Origin of the sequence: Maribellus sp. CM-23 (genome assembly GCF_021354595.1) — a bacterium.
Taxonomy (GTDB): domain Bacteria; phylum Bacteroidota; class Bacteroidia; order Bacteroidales; family Prolixibacteraceae; genus Draconibacterium.
Map to the genome: position 1 here is coordinate 191,951 of NZ_JADWYJ010000003.1, position 16,729 is coordinate 208,679.

The 16,729-nt window shown below is 39.7% G+C and carries 7 protein-coding genes; all 7 read left to right on the plus strand.

All coding sequences use genetic code 11. From position 1 onward, the window contains the following. Positions 1 to 22 precede the first annotated feature (22 nt). Positions 23 to 3,310, plus strand: a complete 3,288-nt coding sequence (locus tag INQ51_RS11855) for a TonB-dependent receptor (protein ID WP_233378181.1) — start codon at positions 23 to 25, stop codon at positions 3,308 to 3,310. Between the two features lie 25 nt (positions 3,311 to 3,335). Further along, positions 3,336 to 4,805, plus strand: coding sequence for a RagB/SusD family nutrient uptake outer membrane protein (locus INQ51_RS11860; RefSeq protein WP_233378182.1), 1,470 nt, complete (start codon positions 3,336 to 3,338; stop codon positions 4,803 to 4,805). Between the two features lie 320 nt (positions 4,806 to 5,125). Continuing rightward, the gene (locus tag INQ51_RS11865; protein WP_262909912.1) at positions 5,126 to 7,357 is read left to right on the plus strand and encodes a GH92 family glycosyl hydrolase; all 2,232 of its coding nucleotides are present in this window, start codon (positions 5,126 to 5,128) and stop codon (positions 7,355 to 7,357) included. 50 nt (positions 7,358 to 7,407) lie between these two features. After that, entirely contained in the window at positions 7,408 to 8,610 is a 1,203-nt protein-coding gene (locus tag INQ51_RS11870) for a sialidase family protein (RefSeq protein WP_233378183.1), read from the plus strand. 22 nt (positions 8,611 to 8,632) lie between these two features. Beyond that, entirely contained in the window at positions 8,633 to 11,677 is a 3,045-nt protein-coding gene (locus INQ51_RS11875) for a TIM-barrel domain-containing protein (protein WP_233378184.1), read from the plus strand. A 111-nt stretch (positions 11,678 to 11,788) separates the two neighbouring features. Further along, a complete protein-coding gene (locus INQ51_RS11880) occupies positions 11,789 to 14,149 on the plus strand; it encodes a glycoside hydrolase family 9 protein (protein WP_233378185.1) in 2,361 nt (786 codons plus the stop codon). A gap of 24 nt (positions 14,150 to 14,173) precedes the next feature. Further along, positions 14,174 to 16,729 carry a tetratricopeptide repeat protein gene (locus INQ51_RS11885; RefSeq protein ID WP_233378186.1) on the plus strand — a complete coding sequence of 852 codons (2,556 nt, stop codon included), beginning with the start codon at positions 14,174 to 14,176 and terminating at the stop codon, positions 16,727 to 16,729.

A 16,729-nucleotide genomic window follows, 5' to 3' on the forward strand; every position in this document is an offset into this window, starting at 1 on the left:
GGCCACAAAAACATTTATCCGAATGAGGTTAACATTTTATGCATTGCTACTTGCAACAGTACATAGCTTAGCTTTAGATGGGTATGCTCAGGCGACAAAACTAAGCCTGAACCTGAGTAATGCCACGGTTAAACAGGTTTTATCCGAGATTGAAGATGGATCTGAGTTCTATTTTTTGTATAACAGTAAAATTGTAGATGCAGAGCGGAAAGTAAGTGTAAGTTTCAAAGATAAAAAAATTGATCAGGCGCTTGATTTACTGTTCGAAGGTACCTCGGTTGAGTACAATATTGTTGATCGACAAATTGTTCTATCAGTGAAAGAGGAAGTAATAAACAGCTTATTGGCCACTCAGCAAAAATCAGTAAAAGGGACTGTTTTTGATAATTCTAAACAACCACTACCAGGAGTTACCATTGTGGTAAAAGGTACAACACAGGGAACAACTACCAATAATGATGGAAGCTACACTATCTCCGGGGTAACAAACGGGGCTATTCTTGTTTATTCTTTTATTGGGATGAAAACACAGGAGATAGAAGTCAACAACCAAACGGTTATCGATGTTAGTATGACGCCTGAGGCTATTGGTATTGATGAGGTGGTCGCCATCGGTTACGGTACCATGAAAAAAAGCGACATTACCGGGTCTGTTTCTTCTGTAAATATGGAGAGTCTTAAGAATCAGCCAGTAAGAGGCCTTTCCGATATGTTGTCTGGTAGGGTGGCAGGTATGAATCTTTCCAGGACTTCAGGTGATATAGGCTCTCCTACCAAAATACGTATCAGGGGAGCAAATTCTATAATAGGAGATAATAGTCCGCTCACTGTTGTCGATGGAGTTATCGGAGCACCTATTGGCCCGATACAGGACGTTGAATCGATAGAAGTATTAAAAGACGCATCGGCAACTGCAATTTATGGTGAAAGAGCTTCTAATGGTGTTATTTTAGTAACAACGAAACATGCTACTTCAGCAGAACCAACAATCCGGGTATCATTAAATACCGGTTTCAGCTATAGGAATACGGATTATCCAGATAAAATGAATGCAGCTGAGTATGCTGAGTATATTAATGATTTTAAACAGTCACAAATTTTCTCTGCAGCAGAAATAGAAGAGTTCAGAAACATCGGTGGTACCAATTGGCTTGATGCCATTACACAAACCGGAGTGAGAAGCGATCATCAGATTTCCTATTCACAAAAGCTGGATAAAATTAGTGTTTATATGTCAGGTCGTTATGATGACGAAAAGGGAACAATGATCAATACAAAAAGTGGCGGGAATTACGCTTTAAGGTCAAAAATTGGATTCCAGCCTTCGAAACGCCTAAGTATGGACCTGGATATTACGGCATCTAAATCGAAAACAAAGAACGGTGGATTATCCACCGGAACAAGTAAACATCATCCGTTCTTCCAGGCTTTGAACTGGTCTCCAACAGAACCTATTTGGCTCGATGAAGAAAATGGTGTTTATAATAATACAGACCACTACGGAGCATTACTCGATAGTCCGTATATGTATGCCATGGAACAGGACAATTTTAGGGAGGACCATAGTGTGAGCTCTATTCTTAATGCAAACTATAAGATTACTGATTACCTGACTTATAATGTTACCGGATTTGCGGCCAAATCAGGTACCGCAACAGGAAGTTATCAAAATGCATGGCTGGAGCCAAATGATCCTTATGCGACAAGAGGGCAAAGCGAAAATTTTAGTTGGAGACTTATCAATAAAATAGACTTTAATAAAACGTTTGCTGAGGCTCACAATGTAATGGTTACCGGAGTTTATGAAGCAGAAGGTCTGGAAATCTGGAAGCTTTACGGTACCGGGAAAAAAATGCCTTTGCCTGACCTTGCTTCTTTCTACACTATAGGAATGAGTTCTGAACAAAGTGTTTCATCTGGGTATGATAAGGTTTCCCGTATAGCTTATATGGGACGTTTAAACTATAACTACAAATCGAGGTATTATTTTACAGCATCTTATCGTGTTGATGGTAAAAGCGGACCGGAGAACCGGGTTGAAGAAAATAAATTCGGAGCATTCCCTTCGTTTGCTACCAGCTGGCGTTTGTCGGAAGAACCGTTTATGAAAGACAACGGAATATTTGATAACCTTAAGATTCGTGCAGGGTGGGGGCAAACCGGTAATCCTTGTGACTTCGTTTATACAGTTATGAGATCAAATAATTATGATTACGGTATTGGATCTGATATTTTAGGTTATATTCCTGGAACACCGGCAAACCCAAATCTGAAATGGGAAACAACTACTCAAATCGACCTTGGTCTGGATATAACTACATTGAATGGGAAACTGTCTGTATCATTTGATTACTTCGATAAATTGACAAAAGACCTGTTAACTTTACTGGAATTACCTGTTTACTATGGTTATGCAACCGAAGGAGCTTATCTTCAGAATCTGGGAGAGGTAAGCAACAAAGGTTTTGAGTTTACCGTTGACTACAAACCTGTTCAAACACGTAATTTACTATGGGATGTCAACTTTAATATCTCAACTGTTAAAAACAAAGTGCTTGACTTAGGGGAACAGGCTGCATTCATGTCAGGAACAAATGGAAACGGAATGCTGTCTGAAAATACCTATAGAGTTCAGGAAGATCTTCCTTTGGGAACTATCTGGGGGTACAAATGGCTAGGAATATGGCAAGAATCAGAAGCAGATCAGGCAGCTGCATATGGTAATGTCCCTGGTGATTACAGATACGAAGATTTGAATAATGACGGAGCCTATAATTTACAGGATGACGGGCAAGCCATTGGCGATGCGAACCCCGATTTTGTATGGGCTTTAAATAACACTGTTTCTTATAAAAACTTCGATTTCTCGTTGTTGCTCCAGGGGATGCACGGACAAGATGTATTTAATCTCGCGCGCGCTGCTATGTCAACTGTTCATTCCGATGCACGTACTATTATGCTAAAAGCACCTGCAACCGATTACTGGACTACAACAAATACTGATGCTGAATACAAGAATATCCACAGTACTTCCGATGCAAAACGTTTGAATTCATCGCAATGGATTGAAGATGGTAGTTGGGTAAAAGTGAAACATGTGGGACTTACCTACAACGTTCCCAGGAACTGGGTAAAATTCGGAACGCTTGCACTTACTGTTAGTGCACAGGACTTGCTAACTTTTACGAAATATAAAGGACTGGATCCTGAAGTATCAGCTTCCGGTACCAATGACTTATGGGGTGGATGCGATTTTGGTACTCAACCATTACCTACAACTGTTACGTTCGGAGTTTCACTGGAATTTTAATTTAATTAACTTAATTTATTAAAAGATGAAAAAGATTTTAATCATACTTATAATAAGCAGCATATTTGTTTCATGCTCCGAGGAATTTTTGAATATTGCTCCCAAAGGTGATGTTTATCCTGAAACGTTTTACGCCACAGAAAGTGATCTGGAGATGGCTGTAACAGGAGTGTATAGAGTATTTCAAGAATTATATTTTTTTGGAAACGCTCTTGCCTATACCACAGCAGGACGGGATAAAACCTCGAAGTTTAACAATTTTGTCGAAGTTGATGTATTTAATGCAGAAGGTGACAATGGTGAAATGCTCCGATTTTGGGCATATGCTTATCAGGCAATAAATGCATGCAATACAATTATTAATAATTATGAAGGTGCTGATGCTTCTGAAGCAGCAAAGAAAAAAGCAGCAGGTCAGGCACACTTTCTTCGGGGATATGTTTACTTTCAGTTAGTTAGGATGTATAACGAAATACCATTTTATCTTAGCGAAGAGGAGGTGTCAAACGATATGCCTCTTACTGGCCCTCAGGTAGTATATGACTTGATTATTGATGATTTGAAGATTGCAGAAGATTATCTCCCAACAAATTGGAACGATGACACCAAAAGAGCAGGTGTTGCTGTTACTAGTGGAGCAGCAAAATCATTACTGGCTTATGTCTATCTTTCAATGGCAGGATACCCTTTAAACGACGAATCGAAGTACGCTCTTGCAGCTTCAAAAGCTAAAGAAGTTATTGACAATTCCGGCACGTGGGGATATAAGCTGATGGAGAATATTGCTGATTTGTATTCAAAGGAATTCAATTATGAAAACAGGGCATGTGAAGAGGTAGTTTTAGCTTTTCATAATGATAATGAATGGGGATGCCCAAAATGTGGAACCCCGGGAGAATATGGTGGTTGGGAAGTTTATATGGCAGATATCAATTTTTTCGAGACGTATCCTGAAGGACCGAGGAAAGATGCGATCTTTATGTGGGAGTTCCCAATGCCGAACGGAACCTCAAAACATTATACGGAACTTAGTTCTAAACATCCATGGTACAAACAATACTGGGATGGTAAAATTAACTGGGATAAACCATGGGAAGGATTCGATTGGAAAAGCAGTCGTCCGCAGGTTGCCCTTACTCATTCCAATAACCTTCTGGTTTATGCTGAAGCCAAAGCAATGTCATCTTCGCCTGATGCATCTGCATACAAAGCTATTAACGATGTTAGAAATAGGGCTGGTCTCCCTGATCTTACTGAAGGTTTATCTCAAATAGCTTTTAGAGATTCAGTTGTTCAGGAAAGAGCATGGGAATTTCCCGGTGGTTATTTCTGTACCGATCCATGGTACGATTTAGTACGTCTTGAAAGGGTTGAAGCATCTGTAACGGAGCGCAATCCGATTGAGAATCAAATTGTAAATCAACCGACTAAAGAGCATTATTTTGCTCCTTATCCGTCTGTAGATGGCGTAAAGAATCCAAATCTAGCTAATTAAATATAGGTAGTTTAGTTAAAAATAAAGACCAGGGTTTTGTCACCAGTTTAATGGCTGGTGATTCATTCCTGGTTTTTTACCTCTTAAATGTCATGAGCAATGATATTCTAGCGAAGGATGGATTTGTTCATCTTGGTTTTGTATTGCTTTTCCTTTTGGGAGATAAGCTTTTTGATGCAATTATGTAATGTTCATTTGATAGTCATTTTAATGTCCAAACCAACTAATTAGTCATTCTCTGTAAAAGATTGGAGAATCAGATTTGTCCAGATCAGGTTTTTGATACAGTCTGGCAGAAAACATAATAAAACAAAATTCTTATGAGTAAGCATGTGATTTTTCTTCCAATAATTTTACTTGCTATGATGGCTTGCAGCAAACAAAATAGCCATCTTTCTATGTTCACAAGCCATGTAAATCCCTTCATTGGAACCGATGCGCACGGGCACACTTATCCGGGAGCACTTGTTCCTTTCGGGATGGTACAGTTGAGCCCCGACACTGATACTGAGGACTGGGATTGGTGTTCAGGTTATCATGCTTCTGACAATTCAATCATGGGATTCTCTCATCTTCACGTAAGTGGAACCGGTATAGGTGATATGGGAGATATTTTATTTGCACCTGTAACCGGTGATGTAAAGTTTATTCCCGGACCAGAGGATGCTCCAAGTGAAGGTTACAGGTCAGGATTTTCCAAAGACACCGAAATTTCACAACCTGGATATTATTCTGTTGAACTTGAGGATTATGGTATCAAAGCCGAGTTAACTGCTTCAAAAAGAGTTGGATTTCATAAGTATACTTTTCAGGAGAATAAGAACGGAAAGATTATTATCGATCTAGACCACGGGATACAAGATAGTACGGTTCAAAGCTATCTGAAGATAATTGACAGCAATACTGTTGCGGGATACCGGAATTCAACCGGATTTGTGAAAAATCAACATGTATTTTTTTATGCGCAGTTTTCCAAGCCATTCGAAAGCTTTGTAAGCTATGTTGATGGCGAAACAGGAGCGAATAAAAAAGTAGAAGGTCAGGCTTGCAAGGTGGCACTGGTGTTTGGTGAAAACGACGAAATTAAAGTAAAAGTAGGAATATCAACAGCAAGTGAAGAAGGAGCTGCAAAAAACATCAAAGCGGAAATACCGGGCTGGGATTTTGAAGAAGTTGCTCGTGCAGCAAATAATTCGTGGGAAACAGAGCTGGCTAAAGTGGAAATAGACTGTGATGATATTGATAAAAAAACGACATTTTATACCGCACTTTACCACAACATGGTTTCACCCAATCTGATTTCTGATGTTGACGGACATCACAGAGGCTGGGATGGTGAAGTTCATAAAAGCGATCGTGATTTTTACACAAACTACTCTTTGTGGGATACTTACCGCGGAACTCATCCTCTTCATATTCTTCTTAACCCTGACAAAAACAATGAGTTTATCAATTCGATGCTTCAGCGTTACAACGAAATAGGCGAGCTGCCAATTAACGAGTACGGAATAAACGAAACCTTCTGTATGATTGGTAACCATTCAATTCCTGTGATTGTAGATGCTTATCTAAAAGGAGTTGGCAATTTTGACGCGGAGCTGGCTTACGAGGCAATAAAGCACAGTTCAACCAGTAGCGATTATAATTTTAAAACCGACTGGGAAAAGTATATGAGGTACGGTTACCTCCCTGCCGATTCAATAGAAGAAGAATCGGTTTCACGTACGCTGGAATTGTGTTATAACGACTGGTGTGTTGCCCTGATGGCGAAGAAAATGGGGAAAACAGAAGATTACGAGTACTTCTCGAAACGTGCCGGATTTTATAAAAACCTGTTCGATAAAAATACATCTTTTATGCGTGGACGAAATTCAGATGGTTCGTGGGATACTCCTTTCGATCCGTTTAAAATTTCGCATGCCGGAACAGGTGGCGGAAACTACACCGAAGGAAATGCATGGCATTATACCTGGCATGTTCAGCACGATGTGGAAGGATTGATTGATTTGCTAGGCGGCCCTGAAAAATTTACAAGCAAACTGGATTCATTGTTCATCTTAGAACCTAAAGTTTACGGCGACGGGCTTACTGTTGATGTAACAGGTTTAATAGGTCAGTATGTGCATGGTAACGAGCCTTGTCACCATGTTCCATATTTGTATGCCTACGCCGGTCAACCGTGGAGAACCCAGGAAATTATAACGGAAGTAAAAAATACCCTTTACAAAAATACACGCGACGGATTATGTGGTAATGATGACTGCGGACAAATGAGCGCCTGGTATATTTTTGGCACCTTGGGATTTTATCCTTTATGTCCCGGATCTGATTCGTATGTAATTGGAACACCTTCATTCAGCTATACAAAATTAAAACTTCCCAATGGCAACGATTTTATTGTAAAAGCAAATAACCTTACTGATGATAACTATTACATCCAGTCAACAAAGCTTAATGGCAAAAAATATACAAAATCAGTAATTAGTTACGATGATGTAAAAAACGGGGGAGTACTGGAATTTACAATGGGGCCTGAACCTAAGAAAGATTAAGAATGGTAATTATTTAATTTCTGGAACAGAAACAGTAAGAATTAGGAATTATGAAGAACCAACTAAACCTAATAATTGCCTTAATTATTTTTGTTTTTGCCGGCTGTAATTCAACTAGAAAGATCGGTGAAACAATAAAATCTCGCGGGTCTGGAATAGATGCATCTTTAGCTCCCCCTGAAATAATTTTCAATCCTGAAAATCCAAAGTATAAAGATGAAAACAGGCGATGGCAGGGGATACCCAGTATTGAAATCACCGAAAATGGAACCTTGTGGATAGTGTTCTACAGCGGGGGAACTCGGGAAAGCAATGAGAATTACGTTATTGTTGTCAGGAGCAATGATAAAGGCAAAACATGGTCTGATATTCAAATGGTAATTGAACATCCTGACAGTGTCAGAACCTTTGATCCCTGTATATGGAAAGATCCGCAAAACAACCTTTGGATTACCTGGGTGCAAAGCTACGGGCTTTATGATGGAAGGTGTGGGGTATGGGCTATAAAAACAGCTAATCCTGACGATAAATTACCTACTTGGACAAAGCCGGAAAGAATTGCCAACGGTATTATGATGAACAAACCAACCTTTCTTTCTACAGGAGAATGGTTACTATCTTGTGCAATATGGAAAGATGAAAAGCCGGATATTATTCAGGATGTGTCCTACGAAAACGAAAAGTCCTCAAATGTGTATAGTTCAATCGACAATGGCTTAACCTTTAAACTGAAAGGTGGGGCCGATGTTCCCGACAGGCATTACGACGAACACAAAGTAATTGAAAAAAAGGATGGCTCTTTATGGATGCTTGTACGCACACATTACGGAATTGGAGAAAGCTATTCGCATGACGGTGGTAAAAACTGGACTCCGGGAGAACCAACCGCTTTGGGCGGTCCCTGTTCAAGGTTTCATATTTCCCGATTGGCATCAGGCAACCTGCTTCTTGTTAATCATTACCAAAACACGGGAAGAAATAGACTGGCTGCGATGATATCAAAAGATGATGGAAAATCCTGGGAAGGGCATTTGATGATTGATGAAAGAAATGCAGTGTCATACCCAAATGCAACACAAGATGCTGACGGAACAATTTGTATCGTTTACGACAGGGAGAGAAACGGAGATGGAGCCAAAGAGATATTAATGGCGACAGTAACTGAAGAGGATATTCTGGCCGGAAAGTGTATTTCGAAAATTGGAAAACTTAAAACAATTGTGAATAAAGCTGGGAAAAACAATCAAAATTAACAGGAAAAAAAAGCATAACATTATGAATAACAAACTAAAAATATTTCTATTCGGATTATCAATTGTATTTGGAACTCTCGCTGGCAGGGCGCAAAGTCCTGCTGTGCAACTGAACGGGAATAGTTTATCGATTAAACAAAGAATAAATGGTCAATCGCTTTATACCTCCATTGTTTTTCTGAACGATGATCAGGTGAAAATAAATACAAGTAGCGAAAAGCCTGGCAAAAAGAAGACGCAATTACCGGCTGTAGGAATTGAAACTTTCGAAAACGGAAAGGAAGCAATTCTAAAGTCAAATCAGGTGAAAGTTGTTTTTGATAAAACCAGTCAGTTTTTATCAATAATCAGGTTACCCAATGAAGTGTTGTGGAAAGGGTACACCGAATTGATCTCACATCCGGAAACTGAAAAACAGGTAATCCAATTGGTTGCAGTTGAATGTGCAGATGAACATTATCTGGGTTTGGGCGAACGATTGAATGGCTACGATCAGAAAGGGAAACTCGTAAAAATGGATTTATACGATGCCTGGTCACACACCGATGAAAAAGCCTATAAATCGATTCCGTTTTACATGTCGTCGCGTAATTATGGAATTCTTGTTAATTCTCCGGAACAGCTTCTGTTTGATATGGGAGCTGAAAAACAGGACATCACAAAAGTTACGATGCGCAGCCCAGAAATTGAGTGGTTTTTGTTTGCCAACAATTCTCCTTTGGAAGTAATGGAACAGTACACCGATATTACCGGGAAAAATCCCTTAATTCCATATTGGAGTTTAGAACCCTGGTATTCGCGGCGCAGGTGGAATGACACGGAAACAGCGAAAAAAGATATCGACCAGTTGGATCAACATGGAATTCATTTTGGTGTTGTTTTGTGGGAAAGCCTTCTTCATGAAATCAGAACAGAACCGGATCAGGTTCCTACGCCTTTCGAGTTAATTGATTACTGGCATAGCCGGGATAAAAAAGTAGTATTCTGGGATCTTACAGGTCAGGTACAAGACACACCTGAAAACCTGAAAAAGTACCGTTACGACAAAGCTCCGGTAAAAAATTACTTTTTGCGCGACAAAAACGACAGGATATTGGAATTCAGTTCATCGGGCGAAACTGTTAATCCTGATTCGGGCGAAACATCGTATATGTACATTGATTCCAGTAATCCGCATGCCATGGCGTGGTGGATGGAAAACATTTACGGGCCAAAGTTAAGAGATGACAACGGAAAATCAGGGCCCAACGGATACAATCTGGATGGTGTGAAAATCGACTTCTGTGAGCTTATTTCAAAAGGATTGGAGGATTATATCACTTACAAACCAACGCCCGGAATTGAAAATGTACACTCGGTTTTATATGCCGAACAGGTTTATAAAAGAATACAAGAGATAAAACCTGAAGGCGGAATTACCTGGACTCGCGGCGGAGGGCTGGGAATCCAGCGTGGCGGGATTTTCTGGAATGGCGATCGTTTGCGTAATTTCTCGCAATTAAAAGGAACTGTTTTGGGGTTAATGTCTGCTTCTATTTCTGGTTTGGGTTATGCCGGACACGACTTGGGAGGATATATTAAAGCCGACGATCCCGAGGCTGAAGAAAACTACATCAGAGGAGCTCAGTTCGCCACTTTTTCCCCATTTTTTCACGATCATGGAACAGCACAGGCACCGCGCGAGCAAAATAAGTACGGACGCGATAATTACGGATTTTATACGCGGGTTCGTTACAACCTGATCCCTTATTTGTCTGATTTGGTAGTCGAAGCCAACCGCCGGGGCTGGCCAATGATGCGCCCCATGTTTTATTACCACCCAAACGATCAAAAAACCTGGAAGATTGACGATCAGTATTATTTAGGAAACGACTTACTGGTAGCTCCTGTTTTGGCAAAAGGTACTAGCCGAATTGTTTACCTGCCCGATGGGGAATGGATTGATTTCTGGACGCATGAAAGATATTCAGGAAATCAGTCAATTTTAGTCAATAAAGAGTTGAATAAGATACCTGTATTTGTAAAGAAAAACTCTGTTCTTGATCTTAATTTGAATAAAAACCTGGAAATAGGTGGACACTTCAAACATATGGATAAGCACAACCTGTTAACTACTTATAAGTTATTCAGTCTGGAAGCTGGTTCAAAAATGTTGTCAGAACATAAAGGGAAAAATCCAGTATTGCGAATTGAACATTCAGAGAATATAACGAACCTCTATTTTGAAAATATAGAAGAAGATTTTGCCTTGATTATCCCACAAACTTTGCCTTCGCAAATCGTAATAAACGGTGTTGAAGTTAAAGCATCGGGTGATGCTTTTGAAAATACCAATCAAGGGTGGAAGTTTGATAATTTAACTTCTGAATTAAAGATAAAAGTAAAGGTAGTCCCCAATGTTACTACTTATAAAATTGAATTGGCCGGATTAGCTTCCAACGAAATCCAATATGTGCAAGGAGCGCCTGTTGCTGAAATAGATGTGCCTGCAACCCCTGTTGTTACGAAGATTGAGGACTGGAACGGATCGGTTGACCTTGAATTTGCAAAAGACGATCGCCTGGGAGAAAGATACGTAATTGGTTATGGCTTGAATAACAGTGAGACTGCCGATAACCGTGCTTATCTGAATTATGGAAACAAAATCACCATCGAAGGCTTGGAGAACGGTAAACGTTATTTCTTCCGTATTTGGGCTGAAAACCAGTTTCACCGTAGCCTGGAAACCGACTGGTGGCTGGCACACCCAACTGATGAAAAAAGGCCGGTTCATACATACAATGGTAAACTCCTGTTTATAAAAGGAAATCATTGTACGAGCAAAACAACCAATGATGAAGGCATAAAAACCTACACGTTTACAGTTACTTCCGACAAAGTATCAAGAGTACAATTGTGGATAAAAAGGAATCAGCACCTGATTCATAACGATTACGATAAATGGTACAAAGCAGAGGTTTTGGAACTGCAAAAAGATGATACAATTACAGTTAAAGTAGCTGCAGACCACTCATTGAGAGAGTTGTTTATTGCTCCGGTTGGCGAAGATCCTTTTTATAAAGATTAGTCTTAGAAGTTTCCTTCCTGCGAGCTTTTATGCTTGCAGGAAGGCATTAATACTTTCAATTAGAAAATGAATGAAAGTTCAGTAAGATAATACTTGTTTAAATATTGATAAATGAAGTATAGTTTGTATTGCTTTTTGTTGATTGTGTCTTATGCTTTATCGGCTGGTTGTCAGTTTAAAACTCAAAGTGTGTCGGTTGAGAATCCTATTGAAACAGGTGTTTATTCAATGAATCCGCTATCTCCTGATTTGTCAAACAGTCTTCAGTACCGGTGGCAGCAGAAAAAGGTTATTAAGGAAACAGTTGTTGACCGCATGGAGAACCTCGATAACTGGCGGGGGAGGGTATTTATTCCCGGTGAAGAACTTCAGTTTAAAGAGGGGGCTTTTATCGATTTCAATCTTTCAGATGAGCAGGTTTATGAAGGAGAGTATTCCTTGAAACTCAAATCGCCGACAAAGACACAAACTCCAATGCAAACAGAGCAACGAATGTGGGACTGGATGTTTGTTTCCCGCGAATTTGAAAACGGGGATTTCTCGGAATACACAAGGATAACGGCAAAAGTTTATCCTGACTGCCCCGGCCATCAAAAAATTCATTTGTTCATGATTTTGCAAAACGACAATAATGTGCCGGATAAATATCTTCGAGAAGGACTTCATACCGTAATGCTTGAAAACAGGCAATGGAATGATGTGGTTTTCGAAGTGCCGCACCTGTCAAGAGACCAGGTAAAAAGTATTTCGTTTGTTTACCGTCAGCAGGGAAACGCCATCGATGCTTCTGATACTGTTGTATTTTATATCGACAAGTTAGCATGGCAACGTACAGAAACAGAGCATTACGAAGGTTGGAATACGAATAATGATATTTCATTTTCTCATTCGGGGTATAATTCTTCCGCTTCAAAAACGGCAATTACTTCTGCATTGCAAGGAGAAACATTTCAGGTGCTAACTCATCCTGAAGGGAAATTGGTGTTGGAAAAAGGCATTGAAGAAGTAAATAGTGCGATTGGGAATTTTACCCAACTGGATTTTTCAGAAGTAAAGAAGGAAGGAACCTATAAATTGGCATATGGAAATGTGGTAACCAGGCCCTTTCCTATAAAAGACGATGTTTGGATGAATACTCTGTTGAAAACCATAAATCTGTATTACTGCTTACGTTGCGGATATGAGGTTCAGGGAGTTCATGGGGTTTGTCATTCCGATTGGTACACAATATCCGGGCAGGATACGGTAATCTTAAATGGTGGCTGGCACGATGCAGGCGATCTGTCTCAAAATTATGCAAGTACTTCAGAAACCACCGGAACATTGTTTCGCCTGGCGCGAAAATTTGAAGATGAGAATCCTGAATTGAGTAAAAGACTTTTGGAAGAAGCTTTGTGGGGCCTAAAGTGGATGCACAGAAACCGGTTCAAGGATGGAACTAAAATGAACTGGACCGTAATAGATCACTGGTCAGACGGAATTATTGGAAATGGAGATGATAAACTGGCCGATACCGGTTTTAGAGTAGATCATAATTGTTATGCGATTGTTGCCGAAGTGGAAGCAATGAAAGCATTAATTAAGCATAATCCGGAATTGGCAAAAATCTGTTTGGAACATGCTAAAGAAGATTGGGAAGTAAATGAAAAAGAAGATACCCCATCAGGAGTTGCTTCATTGGCAAGAAAGCTTTGGGCTGGGTGTGCTTTATTTGAAGTAACAAAAGATGAGAAAGTAAAACAGGCCATAGTTGTTTATGCCGATGAATTAATGCGATGCCAGCAAAAAGAACTGAAAGATTGGAGGATACCTTTGAGGGGCTTTTTTTATACCCGCAGCCACAGCGATGAAATTTTTGTACAAGGTCATGTAGTTAGCGTTTTGTCTCCGATACTTGGATTGGTTCAGTTGTGTAAACTTTTCCCCAATCACGAGAGATACCCGGAATGGTTTTCTTCGGTAAAACTGTATGCGGAGTATTTAAAAACTATGGCAGATTTAACGGCTCCTTACAATATGATTCCGGCCAGTGTTTATAAACTTGGAACCAACGACAATAACCAAATTTTACAAGGTATTTCATTGGATAATGAGCACTACCTCAGAATGTTTCCTGTTTGGGGATCAAGCCGGGGGAATTCTCCGGTTGTTTTATCGCATGCAATTAGTCTGGCTCAGGCCAATCAGTTGTTAAAAGAGGAGGAAATAGAGAAAGTATGTCAGGCACAATTGGAGTGGAACGTTGGGAAAAATCCTTTTAACCAAAGTCTTATGTATGGCGAAGGATATGATTACTCTCCCCAGTTTTCTGCACACTGTGGCGATATTGTAGGAGGACTTCCGGTTGGTATTCAATCTAACGGAGATAACGATTTGCCCTATTGGCAACCGGCTGTACTTTATAACTATAAAGAGTTATGGATTCATGTTTCGAACAGGTGGTTGTATTTACTTGAGAGTATGTATTATTAGTATTATAACAGTCAGGCAGAACTTATGAAGAAGAACATTCGGTATTTGGGTATTGGAATTTTGGCCATTGTATTTCTTATTGTTTTAGCTGTTGTTTTTGTTTTAAACAGGAACAAAACCGTATCTATTACTCCAAATCCGGGTGAAAGCTTGTTTGTTGAATCTTTCCCCGACAGAAGTTTCCACGAAGAGGTGGATGCGTCAACAGGCGCAACTTTGTTATGGAACGAGCAAAAATACTTTCAAAATATCCAGGTATCTGAAGAAGAAAAGCTCGCGATAATTTATCCTTTTCAAAACGCTGTTTTCCCGGCTGATTTTTCTCCGGCTTCGTTTATTTGGAAATCGGTTCAGCAGGAAGAATCTAAATGGAGTATATCGTTTAATGTGGCCGATTTCAACTTCAAAACAAGTATAACCGGAACAAGCTTTAAACCCGATGTTGATTTGTGGGAAAAGCTAAAAGAGGAGTCGGATAATAAGGCGATTAGTTTTGTGCTGCAAAACAAGAATATGGAACGAAAAATTGTTTTTCGTTTCTCAAAAGATTCTGTTGATGCCCCCATTTTTTACAGAGCTACACCCTTGCCTTTTTCTTATGCAAATAAATACCGGGACCGGTTAAAATGGTATCTCGGCGATGTGTCGAAAAACAAAAAACGCATTATGCTGGAAAATATGCCGGTATGTGCCAACTGCCACAGTTTTTCAACAGATGGGAAGACTTTCGCAATGGATGTTGATTATGGAAATGATAAGGGAAATTATGCGGTTTCCAATGTTGAGCGGGAATCAAAAATTGGCCTTGAAAATATTGTTTCGTGGACCGATTATAAACGAGAAGACGGGGTGAGTACTTTTGGTTTGCTTGCCAAAATATCACCCGATGGAAAATATGCCATCAGTACGGTAAAAGATAAATCCATTTTTGTTCCGGTGGATAAAAGTTTCTGGTATTCGCAGCTGTTCTTCCCGGTAAAAGGAATGTTGGTGTATTACGACATTGAGAACAAAAGATTCAAGGAAATGAAGGGAGCCAGCAGTTCCGACTTTGTGCAAAGTTCTCCGGAATGGGCTCCTGATATGAGTGAAATACTGTTTTCAAGATCTTCCTATAGTCAGGATACAAGTTTAGAAGCACAGACGAATGTGGTGCTTGATATGCGCTTTGCTGATGACTACATCAACAGAAGAAAGGATTTTAAATTCGATTTGTGCCGTGTTCCGTGGAACGGTGGGAAAGGCGGAGAGCCTGTTCCAATAATGGATGCATCTCGGAATGACATGAGTAATTATTTCGCGCGTTATTCGCCCGATGGTAAATGGATTGTATTCTGCAAGGCAAAAAACTTTATGTTATTGCAGCCCGATAGTAAATTATACATCATGCCCGCCGAAGGAGGGAAGCCGCGCCTAATGAATTGCAATACCAACGAAATGAATTCATGGCATTCATTTTCGCCAAACAGCAGATGGATGGTTTTTTCTACCAAATATTTCGGGCCGTATACACAGCTGTTTTTAACTCATATTGATGAAAACGGGAATGATACTCCTCCAATTTGGCTGGAACAACTGGCTGTAGATATGAAAGCTGCCAATATTCCTGAGTTTGTTAACGTAAACTACGGCAACTGGCATTCGATAAAAGATGAATTTACAAAAACAGGAGATTACGCAAGTACAGTTGCTGAATATGACTATAAAACAAAAGATATAAATGCAATTGTTGCAGAAGCTGAATCTCAGATAAACAGTAATCCGGACGATTATCATGGTTATTACCTGAAAGCTGTGATGTTGAGCGAGCAAGGCAATGTGGAGCAGGCAAAAACAAATGCACAGCGTTGCATTGAGATGATTAAAAAGATGCAGAGCAAAGGATTCAAAGAATATGGCGATTTGGGGCTTGCGTATTTTATTGCCGAAAATCCCGGTAAAGCAATTGAAATGAGCCGCAAATCAGTAGAAATGAATCCCAATCACCTTTTTGCATGGATGACGCTGGGCGATATTTATTACAAGCAGCGAGATTATGAAAACACCAATAAAGTGTATTCAAAAATTATTGAGTTGGATAATAATGTTGAATACCGCTTAAAAAGAGCCCAGTTAAAAATGGCGGCCAAATCATTATATCGGGAAGCCATTAACGACCTGGAAGTAATATTAAAAACAGAAGATTGTCATCCTATGGCTCTTCAGTTGTTGGTGCAGTGTTATTCCGCTCTCAAAGACACTAAAAAAGTTGAAGAGATAAGCACAAAGCTGGTCGGTTGCAATCCTTATACCGGTTATTTCTCACGGGCTAGAAACTATTTAGAGGAAGAGAAATATCAACAGGCAGTGAACGATTTTACAGAAGGACTGAAATATAATAAAGATGATTTGAGAGCCTTGTTTTTAAGGGCACAGGCATTTTATAAACTGGAGAAATATCAGGAAGCTCTTTCCGATATTCAAAAGATAAAACAAATGCTGGTGTCAAATCCCTCAATTCAATTCCCGGTTCCACCCACCCAAATAGACGAAATGATTACTCAGTGCAAAAAACTTATAGAAACTCAAAAAAACAATTAA